Source organism: Rhodococcus ruber, from assembly GCF_016804345.1.
In the GTDB taxonomy this organism is placed as follows: Bacteria; Actinomycetota; Actinomycetes; order Mycobacteriales; family Mycobacteriaceae; genus Rhodococcus; species Rhodococcus ruber.
Genome location: NZ_CP044211.1, coordinates 1,460,253 through 1,480,083 on the forward strand (window position 1 = coordinate 1,460,253; position 19,831 = coordinate 1,480,083).

Annotated in this window: 18 protein-coding genes and 1 riboswitch; of the genes, 9 read left to right on the plus strand and 9 right to left on the minus strand. The window is 72.6% G+C overall.

What is annotated here, in order from left to right; genetic code table 11:
- Positions 1-40: 40 nt before the first annotated feature.
- The 3 genes from F1734_RS06830 to F1734_RS06840 all read left to right on the plus strand — a co-directional run bounded on the left by F1734_RS06830 (position 41) and on the right by F1734_RS06840 (position 3,839).
- Positions 41-1,447 carry a CitMHS family transporter gene (locus F1734_RS06830; RefSeq protein ID WP_010593965.1) on the plus strand — a complete coding sequence of 469 codons (1,407 nt, stop codon included), beginning with the start codon at positions 41-43 and terminating at the stop codon, positions 1,445-1,447.
- 68 nt (positions 1,448-1,515) lie between these two features.
- The gene (locus F1734_RS06835) at positions 1,516-3,189 is read left to right on the plus strand and encodes a sensor histidine kinase (protein ID WP_140188335.1); all 1,674 of its coding nucleotides are present in this window, start codon (positions 1,516-1,518) and stop codon (positions 3,187-3,189) included.
- The gene (locus F1734_RS06840) at positions 3,171-3,839 is read left to right on the plus strand and encodes a response regulator (protein WP_203011456.1); all 669 of its coding nucleotides are present in this window, start codon (positions 3,171-3,173) and stop codon (positions 3,837-3,839) included. Before F1734_RS06835 ends, F1734_RS06840 begins: the two co-directional genes overlap by 19 nt.
- Before the next feature lie 7 nt (positions 3,840-3,846).
- Here the strand turns inward: F1734_RS06840 and F1734_RS06845 are convergent, their stop codons facing one another.
- Together F1734_RS06845 and F1734_RS06850 are read right to left on the minus strand one after the other, a co-directional pair.
- The gene (locus F1734_RS06845; protein ID WP_017682144.1) at positions 3,847-5,505 is read right to left on the minus strand and encodes a DNA repair helicase XPB; all 1,659 of its coding nucleotides are present in this window, start codon (positions 5,503-5,505) and stop codon (positions 3,847-3,849) included.
- Between the two features lie 76 nt (positions 5,506-5,581).
- A complete protein-coding gene (locus F1734_RS06850; protein WP_040274158.1) occupies positions 5,582-7,864 on the minus strand; it encodes a helicase-associated domain-containing protein in 2,283 nt (760 codons plus the stop codon).
- 60 nt (positions 7,865-7,924) lie between these two features.
- Here F1734_RS06850 and F1734_RS06855 point away from each other — a divergent pair, with 60 nt between their 5' ends.
- A complete protein-coding gene (locus F1734_RS06855; protein ID WP_003936421.1) occupies positions 7,925-8,113 on the plus strand; it encodes a hypothetical protein in 189 nt (62 codons plus the stop codon).
- Positions 8,114-8,177: 64 nt separating this feature from the next.
- Here the strand turns inward: F1734_RS06855 and F1734_RS06860 are convergent, their stop codons facing one another.
- The 3 genes from F1734_RS06860 to F1734_RS06870 all read right to left on the minus strand — a co-directional run bounded on the left by F1734_RS06860 (position 8,178) and on the right by F1734_RS06870 (position 9,839).
- On the minus strand, positions 8,178-8,762 hold the full coding sequence (locus F1734_RS06860) for a resuscitation-promoting factor Rpf1 domain-containing protein (protein WP_203011457.1): 585 nt from the start codon (positions 8,760-8,762) through the stop codon (positions 8,178-8,180).
- A 9-nt stretch (positions 8,763-8,771) separates the two neighbouring features.
- A riboswitch (cyclic di-AMP (ydaO/yuaA leader) is annotated at positions 8,772-8,996 on the minus strand.
- A gap of 211 nt (positions 8,997-9,207) precedes the next feature.
- On the minus strand, positions 9,208-9,600 hold the full coding sequence (locus tag F1734_RS06865; protein WP_203011458.1) for a YccF domain-containing protein: 393 nt from the start codon (positions 9,598-9,600) through the stop codon (positions 9,208-9,210).
- Positions 9,597-9,839, minus strand: coding sequence for a hypothetical protein (locus F1734_RS06870; RefSeq protein ID WP_010593973.1), 243 nt, complete (start codon positions 9,837-9,839; stop codon positions 9,597-9,599). The genes F1734_RS06865 and F1734_RS06870 overlap by 4 nt, the downstream gene beginning before the upstream one ends.
- Positions 9,840-10,006: 167 nt before the next feature.
- Here F1734_RS06870 and F1734_RS06875 point away from each other — a divergent pair, with 167 nt between their 5' ends.
- The gene (locus tag F1734_RS06875; protein ID WP_010593974.1) at positions 10,007-10,417 is read left to right on the plus strand and encodes a cold-shock protein; all 411 of its coding nucleotides are present in this window, start codon (positions 10,007-10,009) and stop codon (positions 10,415-10,417) included.
- 87 nt (positions 10,418-10,504) lie between these two features.
- On the opposite strand, the gene F1734_RS06880 is transcribed toward F1734_RS06875, so the two are convergent.
- From F1734_RS06880 to F1734_RS06890, 3 genes are read right to left on the minus strand one after another with little or no spacing between them, the layout of a single operon-like run.
- Positions 10,505-10,972: a DUF2771 family protein gene (locus tag F1734_RS06880; protein WP_010593975.1), complete on the minus strand. Its 468-nt coding sequence runs from the start codon at positions 10,970-10,972 to the stop codon at positions 10,505-10,507.
- Positions 10,969-12,660, minus strand: a complete 1,692-nt coding sequence (locus F1734_RS06885; protein ID WP_017679361.1) for an MFS transporter — start codon at positions 12,658-12,660, stop codon at positions 10,969-10,971. The genes F1734_RS06880 and F1734_RS06885 overlap by 4 nt, the downstream gene beginning before the upstream one ends.
- A gap of 57 nt (positions 12,661-12,717) precedes the next feature.
- The gene (locus tag F1734_RS06890) at positions 12,718-13,524 is read right to left on the minus strand and encodes a glutaminyl-peptide cyclotransferase (RefSeq protein WP_010593978.1); all 807 of its coding nucleotides are present in this window, start codon (positions 13,522-13,524) and stop codon (positions 12,718-12,720) included.
- Positions 13,525-13,573: 49 nt separating this feature from the next.
- Here F1734_RS06890 and F1734_RS06895 point away from each other — a divergent pair, with 49 nt between their 5' ends.
- Genes F1734_RS06895 through F1734_RS06905 form a run of 3 tightly spaced genes read left to right on the plus strand, consistent with a single transcriptional unit; the run spans position 13,574 to position 17,969 of the window.
- Positions 13,574-14,659 carry a DUF3027 domain-containing protein gene (locus F1734_RS06895; protein WP_203011459.1) on the plus strand — a complete coding sequence of 362 codons (1,086 nt, stop codon included), beginning with the start codon at positions 13,574-13,576 and terminating at the stop codon, positions 14,657-14,659.
- 2 nt (positions 14,660-14,661) lie between these two features.
- Positions 14,662-17,421 (plus strand): sacsin N-terminal ATP-binding-like domain-containing protein, encoded by a 2,760-nt coding sequence (locus tag F1734_RS06900; protein ID WP_048772345.1) that lies wholly within the window; start codon positions 14,662-14,664, stop codon positions 17,419-17,421.
- Positions 17,334-17,969: a phosphatase PAP2 family protein gene (locus F1734_RS06905; protein WP_010593981.1), complete on the plus strand. Its 636-nt coding sequence runs from the start codon at positions 17,334-17,336 to the stop codon at positions 17,967-17,969. The genes F1734_RS06900 and F1734_RS06905 overlap by 88 nt, the downstream gene beginning before the upstream one ends.
- A 24-nt stretch (positions 17,970-17,993) precedes the next feature.
- Here the strand turns inward: F1734_RS06905 and F1734_RS06910 are convergent, their stop codons facing one another.
- A complete protein-coding gene (locus F1734_RS06910; protein ID WP_010593982.1) occupies positions 17,994-18,242 on the minus strand; it encodes a DUF2530 domain-containing protein in 249 nt (82 codons plus the stop codon).
- A 75-nt stretch (positions 18,243-18,317) separates the two neighbouring features.
- Between F1734_RS06910 and F1734_RS06915 the strand changes: the two genes are divergently transcribed.
- Positions 18,318-19,802 carry an NCS2 family permease gene (locus F1734_RS06915; protein WP_010593983.1) on the plus strand — a complete coding sequence of 495 codons (1,485 nt, stop codon included), beginning with the start codon at positions 18,318-18,320 and terminating at the stop codon, positions 19,800-19,802.
- Positions 19,803-19,831 lie beyond the last annotated feature (29 nt).

Here is a 19,831-nt window from a genome sequence, read left to right on the forward strand (position 1 = left end):
AACCCCCTCCGCACCGTCCCCAGACGAAAGCGAGCAGATCGTGCTTGTCTTCCTCGGCTTCCTCATGGTCGCCGTCTTCATGTACTTGATCCTCTCCAAGAGGGCCACGCCCGTCGTCGGTCTCATCCTCGTCCCGGTCGCCTTCGGGCTGTTCGCCGGCGCCGGTCTCGATCTCGGCGACATGATCGTCGACGGCGTCACCGACCTGGCCCCGACCGCGGCGCTGCTGTTCTTCGCGATCATCTTCTTCGGGATCATGATCGACGTCGGACTGTTCGACCCGCTGGTGCGGTTGATCCTGCGGCTCGTGCGCGACGACCCGGCGCGGCTCGTCGTCGGCACCGCGGTGCTCGCGATGATCGTCTCCCTGGACGGCGACGGCTCGACCACGTTCATCATCACCACGTCGGCGATGCTGCCGCTGTACCTGAAGCTGCGGGTGAGCCCCGTGATCCTGACGGTCGTCGCGGGCCTGGCGAACGCGACGATGAACATCATCCCGTGGGGCGGGCCGACGGTCCGTGCCGCCAGCGCCCTGGGCCTGTCCCCGTCGGACGTGTTCGTGCCGATGATCCCCTCGCTGCTCGTGGGCCTGGTCGTCGTGCTCGGCTTCGCGCTGCACCTCGGTGTCATGGAGCGCCGGCGACTCGGCAAGCTGGTGTGGACCGCGGAACCGGTCCTCGCGGGTGTCGGCCGCGGCGGATCGACCGGCTCCGGCGGATCGGGCGGATCCCGAGCGACCGGGACCGGCCCGGGGGCCGACGCCGGCGACAGCGACGACCAGACCGGCGGATTCGCCGCCGCCCTCGATCCGAACCGCGCAACCCTGCGACCGAAGCTGCTGCCGTTCAACGCCCTGCTCACCGTCGCGCTGCTCGTCGTCCTCGGCCTCGACGTCCTGCCCATCCCCGTGCTGTTCATGATCGCCGCCGGTCTGGCGCTGGCGGTGAACTTCCCGCGCGTGGCCGACCAGTCCGAGGCGATCGTCCGGCACTCGTCGAGCATCGTGTCGGTGGTCGCCATGGTGTTCGCCGCGGCCGTCCTGACCGGGGTGTTCCAGGGCACCGGCATGGTGGAGTCGATGGCGCTGTGGCTGACCGGGGTGATCCCGGACGCGCTCGGCCCGTTCCTCGCGGTGATCACGGGGGTGCTCAGCATTCCGTTCACGTTCTTCATGACCAACGACGCCTTCTACTTCGGGGTGCTACCGGTGCTCGCCGAGACCGCCGCCCAGTACGGGATCGAACCGGTCGAGATGGCCCGCGCGTCGATCACCGGCCAGCCCGTACACATGCAGAGCCCCCTCGTACCCGCGATCCTGCTGCTCGTCACCCTCGCCGGCGTGCAGCTCGCCGACCACCACCGCAAGGTGCTGTGGCGTGCGACGATCGTCTCGCTCACGATGCTGGTCGTGGGCGTCGCACTGGGTCAGATCCCGCTCGGCTGAGCCCGGCGGCGACGTACCGTCGCGGGAAACGGATCGATCGTGTCGGACCCGGAACCACCGGAGGCGTCGTGAGGCTGCGGACCCAGGTGCTGCTGTTGCAGTCCGCCGTGGTCGCGGCGGCCCTCGGGCTGGGGTTCGCGGCGTTCGTCACCACCACCGAGCACCGCGTCACCGATGAGCACGGACAACGAGCCCTCGCCGTCGCCCGGACCGTGGCAGTCGATGCCACGGTCCGGGCCGAGGTGGCCCGGCTCGCCGCCGCCGACGACGGGGTCGTCGCCCCCGGCAACCCGGAACTCGCCTCCGGCACCGTCCAGCAGGCCGCCGAGGCGGTCCGCGACGCCACGGGTGCGCTGTTCGTGGTGGTCACGGACGAGCAGGGGCTGCGCCTGGCCCACCCCGACCCCGACCTGCTCGGACTACGCGTCAGTACCGACCCGGACGAGGCCCTGGCCGGCCGCGAGGTGGTGCGCAGCGAGCGCGGCACCCTGGGCGACTCCGTCCGGGCCAAGGTGCCGGTCGTCGCGCCCGGCTCGGATCGGGTCGTCGGCGAGGTCAGTGTCGGGATCGCCACGGACCGCATCCGGTCGGAACTACGCGAGGACGTCGCACAGGCGTCTCTCGTCGCAGCCGGCGCCCTGGCCTGCGGTGCCGCGGGCTCGGCGCTGCTGGCCCGGCGGTGGAAGCGGCTGACCCTCGGCCTCGAACCCGAGCAGCTGGCCGAGCTGGTCCGCGAGCAGGAGGTGGTGCTCCACGGCATCGGGGAAGGGGTGATCGGTGCCGACACGGAGGGCACGGTCACCGTCGTCAACGCCGAGGCCCGCCGGCTGCTCGACCTGCGGGGCGGGGTGGGGGACCGGCTCGAGGGCATCGGCCTGACCCCGCGCCTGCTCGACGTCGCACGCAGCCCCCGCGACGAGCCGGTGGCTGCGGCCGTGGGGGACCGGATCGTCCTCGCCGTGGCGCGTCGCGTCCGGCGGGACGGGCGCGACCTGGGCACCGTGATGTCGGTGCGCGACCGGACCGACGTCGAGAAGCTCACCCGCGAGCTGGACGCCGTGCAGTCGCTGACCACCGCGCTGCGGGCCCAGCGCCACGAGACGGCCAATCGTCTGCATCTGCTCTACGGCCTGCTGCAGCAGGGGCGCAGCGCGCAGGCCACCGAGTACCTCGAGCAGCTCCTCGGAGCCGGACCGGCGGGCCGGCCACTCGACGGGCTCGACGCCGTCGCCGATCCGTACCTGCACGCCTTTCTCACCGCCAAGGCTGCCCACGCGCGGGAGAGCGGGGTGACGCTGGTTCTCGGCGAGAACACCTGGGTGCGAGGCACCGTCCGATGCCCCGTGGACGTCACGACCGTGCTGGGCAATCTGCTCGACAACGCGATCGAGGCGGCTCGCGAGCGCGGGCACGACCCCGCCGAGGTGGAGGTAGAACTCGTCGAGGCCGGGCGCGACCTGCATGTGGCCGTCGCGGACACCGGTGCCGGGGTCGCCGCCGGGCGGGCCGAGGAGATCTTCGGGGAGGGCGTCACCACCCACGCCGACGGCGCCGTCCCGGGTGGTCGCGGCATGGGCCTGGCCCTGGCGCGGCAGGTGGCCCGGCAGCACGGGGGCGATGTGACCCTCGCCGATCCCGGCGGGCGGCGCACCCCGGACAATCCCACGGGCGGCGCGGTGTTCGTCGCCACCCTGATCGACGTACTCGACGAAGGAGACACCGGATGGGCGGATCCGATCTGACGGTGCTCGTCGTCGACGACGACTTCCGGGTCGCGGAGCTGCACGAGAGCGTGGTGGCCGCGGTCGCCGGGTTCCGGGTGGCGGCGGTCGCCGGCACCCTCGCGGCCGCCCGGGCCGCGGTCCGCGAGACCGCGATCGATCTCGCGCTCGTGGACGTGTACCTGCCCGACGGCTCCGGCATCGATCTGATCCGCGAACTCGACTGCGACGCATTCGTACTCGGCGCGGCGGCCGAGGGCACGACGGTGCGGGCCGCGCTGGCCGCCGGCGCCTCGGGGTATCTGGTCAAGCCGTTTCCCAATACCGAACTCGCGCGGCGGTTGTCGGCGTACGCGCAGTACCGGCGTCTGGTCGCCGGAGCCGAACTCAGCCAGGCCGAGATCGACTCGGCGCTGGCCGCGCTGCGGCCCGCCCCGTCGGGCGCCGCAGACCGGGCTCCCCGTTCGGTGACCAAAGAGCTTGTTCTGCAGGCTCTCTCGTCGTCGGCGACGCCCATGTCGGCAGGGGAGGTGGCGGTGACGATCGGGGTGTCCCGCGCGACGGCTCAGCGTTATCTCGCCGCGCTCGTCACCAAGGGGCAGCTGCGGATGCAGCTGCGGTACGGCAGCACGGGACGACCGGAACAGGAGTATCGCCTCCCGGCCGGCTGAACCGCGATCAGCCGATGGCGGGCCCGAGCAGATCGTCGGCGTCGGTGATCCGGTACGCGTAGCCCTGTTCGGCGAGGAACCGCTGCCGGTGCGCGGCGTACTCGGCGTCGAGGGTGTCACGCGCGACGACCGAGTAGAAGTGCGCCTGCCCGCCGTCGTGCTTGGGACGCAGCAACCGGCCGAGACGCTGCGCCTCTTCCTGACGCGAGCCGAACGTGCCGGACACCTGCACCGCCACCGAGGCCTCGGGCAGGTCGATCGAGAAGTTCGCGACCTTGGACACGACGAGCACCTTCAGCTCGCCGGCGCGGAAGCGGTCGAACAGCTCCTCGCGCTCCTTGTTCCGGGTCGAGCCCTTGATCACCGGGGCGTCGAGCGCCGCGCCGAGTTCGTCGAGCTGATCGAGGTACGCGCCGATGATCAGGGTGGGGGAGTCGCGGTGCCGGGCCAGGATCGACTTCACCACCGCGATCTTCGTGTGCGCGGTCGAGCACAGCTTGTACCGTTCCTCGGGCTCGGCGACCGCGTACGCCATCCGTTCCGCGTCGGTCAGGGTCACCCGCACCTCCACGCACTCCGCGGGCGCGATCCAGCCCTGGGCCTCGATGTCCTTCCACGGCGCGTCGTAGCGCTTGGGACCGATGAGCGAGAACACGTCGCCCTCGCGGCCGTCCTCGCGCACGAGCGTCGCGGTGAGGCCGAGCCGGCGCCGGGACTGCAGATCGGCCGTCATCCGGAACACCGGTGCGGGCAGCAGGTGCACCTCGTCGTAGATCATCAGCCCCCAGTCGCGGGAGTCGAACAGTTCGAGGTTGCGGTACTCGCCCTTCGACTTGCGGGTGATCACCTGGTAGGTGGCGATGGTGACCGGGCGGATCTCCTTCTTCTCCCCGGAGTACTCGCCGATCTCGTCCTCGGTGAGCGACGTGCGCGCGATCAGTTCGCGCTTCCACTGCCGCCCCGCGACGGTGTTGGTCACCAGGATCAGGGTGGTGGCACCGGCCTTGGCCATCGCGGCCGCACCCACCATCGTCTTGCCCGCCCCGCAGGGCAGCACGACCACGCCGGAGCCGCCGGCCCAGAACGAGTCCGCGGCCATCTCCTGGTAGTCCCGCAGATGCCAGGGGTGGGACTCGAAGTCGAGGCTGATCGCGTGCGCCTCCCCGTCGACGTAGCCGGCGAGGTCCTCGGCCGGCCAGCCCACCTTGAGCAGCATCTGCTTGAGCCGGCCACGCTCGCTCGGATGCACGATCACGGTGTCGTCGTCGAGCCGCGCGCCGAGCATCGGGGCGATCTTCTTGTTGCGCATCACCTCCTCGAGCACCGCCCGGTCGAGACTGACCAGGGTCAGGCCGTGCGCGGGATTCTTCACCAGCTGCAGCCGTCCGTAGCGGGCCATGGTGTCGACGATGTCGACGAGCAGCGGCTGCGGGACGGCGAACCGGGAGTGGCTGACGAGGGCGTCGACGACCTGCTCGGCGTCGTGCCCCGCGGCCCGGGCGTTCCACAACGCCAGCGGGGTGACGCGGTAGGTGTGCACATGCTCGGGGGCGCGTTCGAGTTCGGCGAACGGGGCGATCGCCTGCCGGGCCTCGTTCGCGAGCGCGTGGTCGACCTCGAGGAGCAGGGTCTTGTCGGACTGGACGATCAACGGTCCGTCGGGCACGGACGCCTCCTAGCACGGGAACAGAGAACAACCTCTCTATTCTCCAGGCGGGACGGCCGGGCCGCCACCGCCGCCGTCAGTCGACGAGGGCGACCGTGGTGATGCGGTGCAGCACGAAACTGCGGACCGTGCCCGCGGCCGGGTCGAAGGCCTCGAGCTGTCCGCCGCCGACGGCGACGGGATCGACGATGCGATGGGTGGCGACACCCTGCGCATCGACGTAGCCGATCCGGACGCTGCGCTTGTCGTGCGCGGCGAGCTGCAGCAGCGCCATCGTCGCGGCACCACCGGTGCGGGAGCCGTCCCCGCGGACCGTGGCCCCGCGCGGGGCGGCCGCGGCCCGGTCCCCGGCGCGCAGCGTGCGGATCAGGGTGTCGAGTTGCTCCCCGGTGGGCGGCATCGGGCCGGCGTAGCGGGGCCGTGCCCGCGGCACCGACACCCGGGCGCCTCGCGGCCGCAGGTCCAGCACCGCGCCGGTGGCGTCCTCGCCGGCCGGCGCGAATCCGGCACCGCGCAGCTCGGCGAGCACCTCGGCCAGCGGCGCCTGCGAGATCGCGACCGTGGGCGCGACGGCCCGCAGGGCGAGGCGGGCGGCGACGGGGTGCCCGAGCACCTCGGCCAGCAGCGCGGGGTCGTCGGAGCGGACGAACGAGGCGGCGACCCCGGCGCGGAGCCGGCCGTGACGGCGGGCGACGTCGTCGATCAGGTAGGTCAGCGCCTGGGGGACGGGCGTTCGCGAATGCGTGGCGAACAGGGCGTGCAGGTCGGCGGCGCCGGTGCCGGCGTCCAGGGCGCGGCGCACGCCCGCCTCGGTCACCCGGTACACGGTCGCGGCGCCCGCCGACTCGACGTCGGCGACGAGAGCGATGCGGTCCGCGAGTTCCGGTACCAGGGGGCCGGGCGCGACCACCGTCAGGTCGGCCTGGACGAGCACGTAGTCGACCGGCTCGGGCAGGACCGCGGCCATCTCGGCGTCGGGGTCGCCGCCGTGCAGCAGTGCCTTGCCGGGAGAGGCGAGAGCACCGTGCGCGACGACGGCCAGGGCCGTCGCTTCGCGCAGCGTCTCGGCCACCGTGTCACCGCCGAGCCGGGCCGCCCACCGCGGCCGCCGCCAGGCCAGCACGGCTCGAGCCGCGTCCGCGTCGGGCGCCGACCCGGGTACCTCGGCGAGCAGCTCGAGCAGCAGGCGCCGCTCACGGGGTGCGGCGGTGGACCGGGCCTCGTCGGAGAGTGCGGCGATCGGCTTGTCGGTGGCGTCGCGACGCCCGACGAGCCACATGCGGCGCGGCGCGTCGAGCCACGCGCCGGCGAGCACGGCCCAGCGCTGCGCGGGCGGCGCGTTCGACCAGCCGTCGGCGGCGGTGGTCGGCGCCCAGTAGTCGTCGATGTCCGTGGTCGGCGCCGGCTGCGGCATGCCCCGTGCGATCAGTCCGGCGGCGGCGAGCACCTCGACGAGCAGCGCGGCGAGCTGCTCGTCCACGTCGACGGTCTTGGCGAGGCGACGCAGCTCCCGTACCCCGAGACCCCCGGACTTGAGCGCGGGAGCGGGGAGGGCGCCGAGCGCGTCGATCAGGTTCTCGCAGTGCCGCAGCAGCTCGAGGGCGGCACCCGCCGCGGTGGCGTTGACGTCGGCGACGACGTGCGTCGCGGGCAGCGGCCGGGGCGGGGTCAGGGCGGCGGGGTCGAACGGCGCCTCGTCGCGCAGCGCCTGACCGACGCGGTGCGGCAGTTCGACGGTCTCGTCGTCGAGCCGGATCAGCAGGCCGGCCGCGATCAGGCGCTGCACGGGCCGGTCGGCGGGTGTGTCCGGTGCGGCGTCGCGGGTCCGGCCGACGGGGGAGGTGCGCGCCAGCGTGTCGAGCAGGCTGCGCCGGGCCGGGTCGAGGTCGGCGAGGACGGCGCCGAGGTCCTGTGGGTCGGGATCGGGGTCGGGGCCGCGCCCGAGGCGCCAGGGCACGGTCGCGGCGGCGGCCTCGACGACCCGCAGCCCCTCGGCCGGGCCCCATACGAGGGAGAGCCGGCGCAGGGCCTCGAGCGACCGGTCGACGTTCTTGGCCGTGACCCGACCGGAGAGGGAGTCGAGCAGAGCGCGGCGCGTGACGGGCACCCGGTCGGCACCCAGCCGGGTCAGGGCCTCGACCACCCCGAAGTCGAGGACGGAGAGCTCGTCGGCGGCGCGGAACACCGACGCGCGCTGTTGTGCGCGGCCGGCCAGGACGGTCATCGTGGCGGGTGGCGGGACCACCAGGTCGGGGCGGGCGCGCAGGAGCTCGCCGAGGTCGGCGTCGCGGCGGTCGGCGAGCCAGCGGGCGAGTGACTCCGGGCCGGTCTCCGGCGCGGCGGGGTCGGTGGCGGTCATCGACACCAAGATTAGAGACCTGAAGTGGCTATCCGTGAACGTGCCTGCCAAAATGAGCGCATGGCTGACAATTCGAAGAAGCAGTACGTCGATCCGGGGTGGCCCAAGGTGGCGGACGGGGACCACGCCGTCACCGAGTTGTCCTCGACTCGTTCCGGCCCGCTGTCCCCGTACGGCGAGGAGATGGAGTTCCCGCTGCCCGTCGACGCCCTGCCGTACACCCACCCCCGCACCGTCATCAACCGCTGACCCGGATTGCAGAAGAGCCCCGCACCTGCAGGTGCGGGGCTCTTTCGTGTGGCTGTGCCGGGTGTCAGTTCGGCAGTGCGGCGTTGACCGCGTCGACGAGGTTCTGGTCGACGGCGATGCCGGCCTGGCGCAGGGCCTCGAGGCCCTGTTCTAAGCCGGCCCGCAGGCCCTGGGCCTCGGCGGGCAGGGCAGGAAGCTCGGGCGCCTCGGGGGCGGCCTCGACGACCGGGGTGTTCTGGACGGTGCCGGCGCTCGTGGACGGCGCGCTGCGCTGCGTCGGCGCGCTGCTCAGGCCGAGGCTCGAGGAGCAGGACGGCCATGCGCCCCAGCCCTGGCCGGCCAGCACGCGCTCGGCGACGACGATCTGCTCTTCACGGCTGGCCTGGTTGGCGGTCGCGGCATACTCGCCGCCGCCGTAGGCGTTCCACGTGCTGGGGGAGAACTGCAGGCCACCCTGGTAGCCGTTGCCGGTGTTGATGCCCCAGTTGCCGCCGGACTCGCACTGCGCGAGGCGATCCCAGTCGGAGTCGGGAGCGGCGTTGGCGGTGCCGCTGAAGGCGACGCCCGTGACGCCGAGAACAGCGCTGGTCAGCGCGAACTTGGCGACGGTGCGGCCGGTGTTGGTGGGTTTGCGATGGCGTCCGCTCATGTCGGTTCCGATTCCTCTCCGTACGCGCCTACGAGGTCAGCTGTCGGGTTCGGGCTGAAGAGGTAGCCCGGCCTCCTCGCCGGTGGGCGATTCGGCTTCACCCCAAGGACCGTCGCCGGGGCGGCGATCCGGGTGCCTCCTGGGAATCGGTGTTCCCTGGGAGACCGTTGGGTCCCCCGCTTCCTGCTCCCGTGGATCGTTCGTCGGGACACCCGGAATCCGCGGAGCAGGATTTGGCGCGACGGACCCGGGGTGGCCGAACCAACCGGCCGGACACGACGGTAACGGCTCGAGACGGTGATTGTCACCAATTGATAACGCCGAGCGTCGCGCCGGCGGTGCAGGGGTGCCCGGTGTGACGCGATGAAGTCGCAGGTAGGGCCGAAAGTCCATCGCCGGTCCCGGTCCGCGACCCCCTCGTTATGCCCGCGTTATGTGAGGAACGTCACATGTAACTGGGCTGGTTGTCCACCGGGACGATGTCCTTCCCGAGCGGCAGCAGCGAGATCGGCACCATCTTCAGGTTCGCGACCGCCAACGGGATGCCGATGATTGTGATCGCCATCGCGATCGCCGTCACGACATGCCCCAGGGCGAGCCAGATGCCGGCGACGATCACCCAGATCACGTTGCCGATCAGCGAACCCGCCCCCGCCGTGGGCTTGTCCACCACCGTCTTGCCGAACGGCCACAGCGCGTACACACCGATGCGGAACGCCGCGATCCCGAACGGGATGGTGATGATCAGCACGAAGCAGATCAGGCCCGCCACGAAGTACCCCAGCGCCAGCCACAGGCCGCCGAAGACCAGCCAGATGATGTTGAGCAGAATCCTCACGTGCGGTCCCTTCCGCGGGCGCGCCGGCCGGAGCGCAGCGCGAAGGTCAAGGCCAGCACGAAACCGAGCGGCCAGGCGAGAGTCAGCAGATACAGGACCAGGCCCGGCCGGCCGTCGGTGACGACGGGGGTCAGGAAGATCGCCACGACGGCGACGACCCCGACCGCGAAGCAGGCCAGTGCGGCCTTGAGCAGGCCGTTGCCCGGTACGGAAGAACTGGAGGTACCCACGCGTTCCACCGTAGTGCTTCCGCGGCCCGGCACGCCGTCGCCGGACTTTCGGAAGCGGACTGCGCCCCGGGTACACTGACGCAAGTCTGCGCGTCCCGCACTCGAAGCGGGGCGCGTTGTTTTGCATATCCACTCGTGCCCCGCGGGGCACGGCTGTCGAGGAGCGGGTGAACGCAGTGCCTACCGGCAAGGTGAAGTGGTACGACGTGGAGAAGGGCTTCGGCTTCCTGTCCCAGGAGGAGGGCGAGGACGTCTACGTACGCGCGTCCGCGCTCCCGGCCGGGGTCGAGGGCCTCAAGCCGGGTCAGCGGGTCGAGTTCGGCATGGCCGCGGGGCGTCGTGGGCCGCAGGCCCTCAGTCTGAAACTGCTCGATCCGTTGCCCTCGGTCCGCCAGGGTGGCCGGCGCGAGGCGGCTCCCCAGAAGCGGCACACCCCCGACGAACTGCACGGCATGGTCGAGGACATGATCAAGCTGCTCGAGGCCACCGTGCAGCCCGAGCTGCGCAAGGGCCGTCATCCCGAGCGCAAGACCGCCCAGCGGATCTCCGAGGTCATGCGCGCCGTCGCGCGCGAGCTCGACTCCTGACACCCGAGCGAGAGGGGCCTTCCGGTGCTGCACCGGAAGGCCCCTCTCGCGTGCGCGCTGTGGCCCGGAGCGCGTGCGCGCTGGTGCTCAGAACGTCTGGATCGCCCAGACCGGCGCCTGCTCCCCGGTCGCGGGCAGCTGCAGCACCACGTTCAGCAACTGCGCCCCGGGGTCGGACGGCACCGTCACGGCCCGGGCCTGCCCGGGCGTGTAGTCGCGGAACCCCTCGAAGATCTCGCCGGTGCGCGGATCACCGTAGGTGACGTTGAGCCGCCAGTCGGAGTCCGCGATCTCCGACGGCAGCGACAGCTGCAGCGGCCGGCCGGCCGGAACCTCGAGCATCACCGCCTCGAGACCGGCGCACGTGCCGTCGGCGCTGCACAGGCCGGGTTCGACCGTGACCGCACGGCCCTGCGCATACGCCGTCACCGTGGGCAGGCTCGGCGGTGCCGACCGGACGAGGGAGACCACGACCGCGGTGAGCCCGCCGATCGTGATCAGCGCCACGACCACCAGGATCGCGATCGTCTTCTTCGTCCGGGGCTGCAGTCTCATCGGGTTCCGTTTCTCGTCGTACGTCCGCCTGGCCGCGGGCTGCGACCGGTGGTCTCCTGGGTGGCGTGTTCCGGGCGTTTGCCACCGAAGCCCGGAACGACGGTGCCTCCACGGTAGGTGAGGATCGTCTGCGTCAGCCCGAGGGCCAGCACGACCGTGATCACGGTGAACCCGAGCCAGTACTCGGTGGGCAGCAGCACCCCCAGCGCCCCACCGAACACCCAGCTCAGTTGCAGCACCGTCTCCGAACGACCGAACCCGGACGCGATGGACTCCTCCGGGAGGTCCTGCTGCAGCGACGCATCCAGCGACACCTTGGCCAGTGCGCTCGCGCAGGACCCCACCAGCGCCACCAGTGCCGCGGTGAACAGGCTGCCGGTCGCAGCGGCCAGCGCCGCCACCACCGTCACGGCCGCGGTGCAGCGCACCACGATCAGGGCCGGCCGGCCCAGGGTGAGCCGCGCGCCGGTCGCGTTGCCGGTGAAGTTGCCGACGGCGGCAGCCGCGCCGACCAGGCCCAGCATGGCGGCCTGGACCAAGGGCTCGTGCTCGGTCCTCGACTTGGCGACGAAGGCGATGAACAAGGTCAGGAAACCGGTGAGTACCCGGATCGTGCCGTTACCCCACAGTCCGGTGAGCACGGCCCGTCCCAGCGGCTGGCGACGGCCCTTCCCGCCGGCGGCGCGCCCGGGTGCCGCGACCACCTCGGTGCGGGTTCCGACGCGGGGCTCGGCGCCGTGGTACGACAGCGTGGCCGGCACCTCACCCTCGGTGACCTCCACCCACGAGGGAATCCGCATGCTCAGGTACGCGCCGAACGCGGTGATGACGGCGCACAGCCACAGGGCCCCCGACGAGCCGAACAGCCAGGCCGCGGCGGCGGCAACCGCCCCGGCGCCCATCGTGCCGCCCACCAGGCCGAAGACCGTCAACCGCGAGTTCACCCGGACCAGGTCGATCTCGGGTGGCAGCACTCGTGGCGTCACCGCCGATTTGAGCACGGCGAACGACTTGGACAGCACCATCATCGCCAGGGCCGCGGGGTACAGGCCCCAGCTGTCGAAGTTGAACACCAGCACCACGGCGAGCACGGTGCGGGCCGCGAACGACGTGGCCAGTGCCAGCCGGCGGCCGTGCTGCAACCGGTCGAGCAGCGGGCCGATCAGCGGGGCGATCACCGCGAAGGGGGCGATCGTGATGAGCAGATACAGGGCGACCTTGGTCTTGTCCTCACCCGTCGCCGCGGAGAAGAACAGGGTGTTCGCCAGGGCCACGGCGACCGCGGCGTCGCTCGCGAAGTTCGCCATCGTCGCGTAGGTCAGGGCCGTCAGGCCCGAGCGGTCCGCGCCGTCCGCCGTGGCGGCGCGGCGGAACGTCGCGATGCCCTTGCTCGTGAGCTCACGGCTGCGCAGCGCCGCGACACGGGTGACCGTCAGTTTCCGCGGCATCCGCGGGGCCCGCGGGGCGCCGGCGCGCTCGCCGCGGGGCGTGTCGTCGCCCCGGTGCCGGCGGACGTCCTCGACCGGGTGCAGCGGCGGCAGGGGGGTACGCCGCGCGGACGTGCGCCGCGGCGGCGGATAGTTGCCGTTGCCGGGGTGCGGGGCCCGGGCCGACGGGCGGGGACGACCGCCGACGTCGGCACGACGGTCCGCGTCGTCGTGCGCGCGTTCCTCGTCCGAATCGGTCACGGAACAATTCTGTCGCACCGGCCGGATCGGCGTTCGGTGGCGTACCCGGTGCCGCGTTCACGGCACGAACCGCACCTCGAACATCGACGGCCAGTACTTGCCGGTGACGAGGAAGCGATCGGTACCGGGCAGGTGGGCGATTCCGTTGAGCACGTCGATGCGCTCGCGCCGGTCTTCGGGGAGGTGTTCGCGCAGTGCCCCCGCGTCGATCACGGCGGTCACCCGGCCCGCGTCCGGGTCGATGCGCAGGATCTCGTCCGTCTTCCACACGTTCGCGTACACCGCGCCGTCGTCGGTGCACTCGAGTTCGTTGAGCCGGGTGGCGGCGCGGCCCTCGCGCCGTACCGTGACCCGGCCCGTCTCGGCGAAGGTCCCGGGGTGCCGGAACGTCAGCTCCGCCGTGCCGTCGCTCATCACCAGCCGGTCGTCCTGGGCGCACAGTCCCCAGCCCTCCCCGTCGTAGCCGGCGCGGCCGCGTTCGGCCAGGGTGTCCCGGTCGCGGGCGATCGCGACCCCGTCCTGCCACGTCAGCTGCCACACGGTGGCGCCGGCGACCGTGATGCCCTCGCCGAACATGTCGTCCGGCACCGGGACCCGGACCCGTTCGGCGCCGGTGGCCAGCGATCGCGCCGCGATCCACGACCGGCCGGACAGGCCGGTGCCCTCGAGGAGCTCGTCGCCGGACACCTCGAGCCCCTGGGTGAACGCGGCAGGATCGTGCGGGTAGACGGCCACGATCTCTGTGCGCAGGCGCTCGGCCGGCGGACCCGGATCCGCCGGGGCGGAGTCGCACGCGGCCGCCGCGACACCGGCCACGATCGCGGCCGCGACACCGGCCACGACGGAGAGCGGACGTCGGCGCATGCCCACATGATGGCAGCCGAGGCTCGCGGCGACGGTTCCGTGCGGCAGAATGGGCTCCGTGAGTGGTGTGCCTTCCTCAGTTGCGTCCGGCTCCGCGTCCGCCTCTACCGAACAGCTCGTACAGCCTCTGCTGGCCGACGCCGTCGACGTCGCGCGGGCCGCGCTGCTGGACGCCGGAGAGACCGGCGTCGGCGCGTACCTGGGCGTCGCCGCCGAGGACGACTGCGCCGCCACCCACCGGTTCGCCGCGGAACTGCCCGGGTACCGGGGCTGGCAGTGGGCCGTCGTCGTCGCCGCCGCGCCCGGCTCGGATCGGGTGACCGTGAGCGAGATGGCGCTGCTGCCCGGACCGGACGCCCTGGTCGCGCCCCGGTGGGTGCCGTGGAACGAGCGGATCCGGCCCGGCGACCTCGGCCCCGGTGATCTGCTCGCCCCTCCGGCCGGGGATCCGCGCCTCGTGCCGGGCTATGTCGCCACCGGCGACCCCGAGATCGACGAGACGGCCCGCGAGATCGGCCTGGGCCGCAAACAGGTCATGAGCCTCGAGGGACGTCTCGAGGCGGCCCAGCGCTGGTACGACGGCGACTACGGTCCGGAGTCGGAGATGGCCAAGGCGGCGCCCTCGACGTGCCGGCTGTGCGGGTTCTACCTGCCCCTCGCGGGTTCCCTGCGCGCGGCGTTCGGCGTGTGCGGCAACGAATTCGCCGCCGACGGCCACGTGGTGCATTCGGCGTACGGGTGCGGAGCCCACTCGGACACCACCCTGCCGACCGGCGCCGGCTCCCCGGTCCACGAGCCGTACGACGACTCCGCTGTCGAGGTCGTCGTCCTGCCGCCCGCCGCCGAAGGTGAGCAGGACCGTCCCGGCGCGGACGACCGGGACGCCGCCGCCGCAGTGGTCGACGAGGCCGCGATGGAGAGCGGGACCGTTGGCACCGAGACGGCGGAGAGCTCCGAGACCGCGGAGAGCGCCGAGACGGCGGAGAGCGCCGAGACTGCAGCGAACACCGAGACGGCGGAGAGCACCGAGACGGCGGAGAGCGCCGAGACTGCAGCGAACACCGAGACCGCGGAGAGCACCGAGACCGTGGCCGCCGAGCCGGCCGGGGCCGAGCCGCCGGAACAGACCGACTGACGATGCCGCGCCCCGACCCCTTCGGGACAGCGGGGCTGCGCGAGGGCACCCTGCTGGCCTGGGCATCGTCCCCGACCCGGCTGCGGGAGGACGCCGCCACCGAGGCCGACCTCGTCCGGGCCGGCTACCGGGACCGGGTGCTGACCGAACTCGCGCAGAATGCGGCCGACGCGGCCGCGCGCGCGGGCGTGCCGGGGGTGCTGTGCCTGTGGCGCGACGGCGACGACCTGCACGTCGCGAACACCGGCGCGGTGCTCGACGAGGCCGGCGTGCAGGCGCTGACGGCCCTGCGCGCGTCGAGCAAGACGGGCGGGGTCGGCCGGTTCGGGGTCGGGTTCACCGCCGTCGCCGCGGTCAGCGCGGACATCGAGATCCGTTCGCGTTCCGGCTCGATCCGCTTCTCCGCCGCACGCACCCGGGACGCCCTCGCCGACCGCGACCTGCCCGTCCCGGAATCCGGCATCCCGGTGCTGCGTCTCGCCTGGCCGGTTCCCGCACCACCCGCGCCGGGCTGGGACACCGAGGTGGTGCTGCGGCTGCGTGCCGGCATCGACGCCGACGCGCTGCTCGACGGGTTCGCCGCGGAGGCCGTCGACCTGCTCCTCGAACTGCCCGCCCTGACCACCGTCACGGTCGGCGCTCGCACGTTCACCCGCACCTGCACCGACACCGAGTCCGGGCTGCGTGTCGTCGCCGTCGGCGAGCGGACCTGGTGGGAGTACACGGGCCCGCACGCCCGCTGGCTCGTTCCGGTCGTCGACGGGGTGCCGGTGCCGGTGTCCCAGGACGTGCTGCGTGCCCCCACCCGCTCGGACGAGGAACTCTCGCTGCCCGCGCTGGTGATCGCCGACGTGCCGATGCAACCCGACCGGCGCCGCCTGCTCCCCGGCGCCCCGGTGGCCGGGCTCGTCCGCGGTTACGCCGACTTCGTCGCGGCCCTGCCCCCGCGGCACCGGCCGTCGATGGTTCCGGTTCCCGGTTTCGCGCGCAGCGAGGTCGACGCGCTGCTGCGGGAGGCCGTGCTGCAGGAGTTGCGCGCGCATCCGTGGCTGCCCCCCGCCGACGGCGGCGACGATCTGCTCCCGGACCGCGCCACCGCACTGACCGGTCTGACCGACGAGCTCGCCGGTGTCCTCGCCGACGTCGTGCCCGGCCTGATCCGGCCCGATCTGTGCGGGCCGCGGCACGCGGCGGCGCTCGGCGCCGTCGACGTGCACCGGCTCGGGCCGGCGCGGATCGCCGAACTGCTCGCCGGCGTCGAGCGTGAACCCGCATGGTGGTACCGGCTGTACGAGGCGCTCACCCCGTTGGTCGTCGACGCCGTGGTCGCCGAGGAACTCGCCGCGATCCCGGTCCCGCTGTCGGACGGGCGCACCGTGACCGGGCCGCGGACCACCGTGCTGGGCACGGACGTCGGGCATCTACGGCTGCCGTGGGTGCGTCTCGTGCATCCCGACGCCGCACATCCGCTGCTCACCCGGCTCGGCGCCGGCACGGTCACGGCGGCGGATCTGCTCGCGGATCCGGCGCTGCTCGCGGCGGTCGAGGACGTCGACGCCGCGGACTGCGAGGCGACGACCGAACTGGCGGACGTCGTACTCCGGCTGGCCGCACAGGTACCGGCCGCGGCGGTGCCCCGGGAGCTCGGAGCGCTGCTGCTGCCCGACGTCGACGGTGAACTCGTGCCCGCCGACGAACTGCTGCTGCCGGGGGCACCCCTCGCCGAGGTGCTGGTGCCGGACGCGCCGTTCGCCACCCTCGACCCGCAGGTGGTCGAACGGTACGACGCCGACGCGCTGCGGGCGGTCGGTGTCGGATGGGGTTTCACCGTGCTGCGCGCCGAACTGCCCACCGGTCCCGATCACGACCTGCCCGACGAGGAACAGTGGTGGGAAACCCTCGACGGGGACCCCGACCTGCTCGTGGCCGTGCGCGATCTCGACCTGGTCGACGACGCGTGCTGGGACCGGGCCCTGTCGCTCCTCGTCGCCGATCCCGGCACCGCCGCGGTCCTCGACGATCGCCGTGGCTACACCGCCTGGTGGCTGCGCACCTTCGCGACGCTGGACGGCCGGACGCTCGGGCACCTGCGCGCCCCCGACGACGACGCGTTCGCCGGGCTGCTCGACCCCTGCCCGCACCCGGACGCGGACCGTCTGCGGGCGTGTCTGGCCGCGACGGACGTCGAGAGCACGGAGGCGGCCGCGCTGCTCCTCGACCTCCTGGCCGATCCCGACCGCATCCCCGTCCCGGTCGTCACCGTCCACACCCACGCCGCCCTGGCCGCGGCGAGCGCCGCCGGCGTACTCGACCTCGACGACCTGCACCTGCCCGACGCCGTCCGCAGCCTCGCCGGGACGACCGTCGATGCCGCGCACGCACTGGTCCTGGACCGGCCCTGGCTCGCCGCCGTGATCCCCGCCGACCGGCTCGTGCTCGGCACCCTGCCGGCCGCGCCGGTCCTCGCCGACCTCCTCGACGTGCCCCTCGCCTCGGCCGAGGTGTCCGGCCATGTCACCGGCCCGGGGCGCGCGACCGAATGGCGGAACGAGCCGGCCGCGGTGCTCGCCGCGGCCGTCGCGGGGCGGACGGTGCCGCGCGGACCGCTCGTCGTGCACGAGCGGCTGACCGTGCGCTGCTCGGGCGCGGTCACCGGCGAGCACGAGGTCGCGTGGTGGGTGGACGGCAGCGGCACGACGCACTGCACCGCATCGGGACTGGCCGCCGCCGTCGCGGCGCTCGCGCCGGCGGAGCCGCGATGAGTATCGACACGACGACCCTCGAGGGGGTGGTGGACCTGCGCGAACCCGCGTTGACCGCCCTGGTCACCGTCGTCACCCACTCGGGAGGCATGACCGCGATCGCCGTCGTCACGGCGGTGCTGACGGTGCTGATGCTGCGCGCGGGCCGCCGCGACGATGCGCTGCTGCTGTCCGCGACGATCCTCACGGGCTGGCCGCTGATGAGCCTGCTCAAGCTGCAGTTCGGCCGGGAACGCCCCCCGCAGCCCGAACGCCTCGTCGAACTGACCACCCACTCGTTCCCGTCCGGTCACGCCATGATGACCGCGATGCTGGCGACGGTGCTCGCCGTCGTGATCGCCCGGCGGTCGCCGCCCGGCAGCCACGGGGCCCTCGTGGCGTACTGCGCTCTCGGCGCCTACACGCTCGCGGTCGGGCTCTCGCGGGTCTACCTCGCGGCGCACTGGCTGACCGACGTCGTCGCCGGGTGGGTGCTGGGGTCGTTGTGGGCGTTGCTGTGGGTGGGGTTGATCACGCGGGTGCAGTCCCGGCTGTCACCACGGCCGTGACGCCGGGCGGCACGCGCCCTCTCGTCAGTCCAGTCCGACCTGAGCGCCGCGCCGGCCCAGCCGTGCGGCCCGGCGCTGCACGAGGAACAGGGTGAATCCCAAGAGTCCCACGATGATTCCGGCTACACACACGGGCAGTGCGGCCGACCACCGCTCGTCCGCGACGAGCACGACGATCGTCGCCACCGTCCACAGCGCCGTGCCGATCGCCAGTGCGGCGCGGGGATCGGCGAGGCGCCGGGTCCGCTCGGCGATCGTGCGTGCGTCGTTCACGATTTCAGGCTAGTCCAGCCCGGTTGCAATAATCTCCCGTTGCGACGCAGCCCCCACCCCAGAGCGGAAGTCGATATGGCCCAATCCTCAGAGCGGAAGTCCGGCACGGCGGTCGGCACCTCCTTCCTCGACACCTACTTCAAGATCACCGAACGGGGATCGACGGTCTCGCGGGAGGTGCGCGGTGGTGTCGTCACGTTCGTCGCGATGGCCTACATCGTGGTGCTCAATCCGCTGATCCTGGGCAGCTTCTCCCCGGACGACGCCACGGCCAAGGTCGACGTGCTCGGCAACATCCTGCCGGTCAACCAGGTCGCGGCCGTCACCGCGCTGGTGGCCGGACTGATGAGCATCGTCTTCGGCATCGTCGCCAACTATCCGTTCGCCATCGCGGCCGGCCTGGGCATCAACACCCTGCTGGCGGTCACCATCGCGCCCCAGGTCACCTGGCCCGAGGCGATGGGCCTCGTGGTGATCGACGGCATCATCATCGTGATCCTCGCCGTCACCGGTTTCCGCACCGCCGTGTTCAACGCGATCCCGCCCGAGCTGAAGGCGGCCATTGCGGCCGGTATCGGTGCGTTCATCGCCCTGATCGGCATGGTCGACGCCGGATTCGTGCGCCGCCTGCCGGACGCGGCCGGCACCACCGTCCCCGTCGGGCTGGGCATCGACGGTTCGATCGCGTCGTGGCCGACCGCGGTGTTCGTGTTCGGCGTGCTGCTGATGGGGGTGCTCGTCGTGCGCCGGGTGCCCGGCGGTCTGCTCATCGGCATCGTCGCGACCACGGTGGTGGCCGCGATCGTCGAGGCGGTCGCCGGCGTCGGGCCGTCGCAGGGCACCGACCCGAAGGGCTGGAACCTGAGCACCCCGGAGGTGCCCGACAAGGTGGCCGGCGTGCCGGATCTGAGCCTGGTGGGCAACGTCGACCTCTTCGGCGCGTTCACCCGGATCGGCGTGATCGCCGCGACACTGCTCGTGTTCACACTCGTCCTGGCCAACTTCTTCGACGCGATGGGCACGATGACCGGCCTCGGCAAGGAAGCCGGGCTCACCGACAAGAACGGCAACCTGCCCGGCATCGGCCGTGCCCTCGTCGTCGAGGGCACCGGTGCCGTCGCCGGTGGTGTGGGATCCGCGTCGTCGAACACGGTGTTCGTCGAGTCCGCCTCCGGCATCGCCGAGGGTGCGCGCACCGGTCTCGCGAACGTGGTGACCGGCGTGCTGTTCCTCGCCGCGATGTTCCTCACCCCGCTCTACGAGATGGTGCCGGTCGAGGCCGCCGCCCCGGCTCTCGTGGTGGTCGGCGCCCTCATGATCGGGCAGGTCCGCGACATCGACTTCACCCAGTTCGCCATCGCACTGCCCGCGTTCCTCACGATCGTCGTCATGCCGTTCACCTACTCGATCGCCAACGGCATCGGCGTCGGCTTCATCACGTGGGTCGTCCTGCACGCCGCGGCCGGAAAGGCGCGGACGGTGCATCCGCTGCTGTGGGTGGTGGCAGGCTTGTTCGTCGCCTACTTCGCGGTGGACCCGATCACCGAACTGCTCACCTGACATGCGGCGCGATGTGTCCGGTCGGTCCC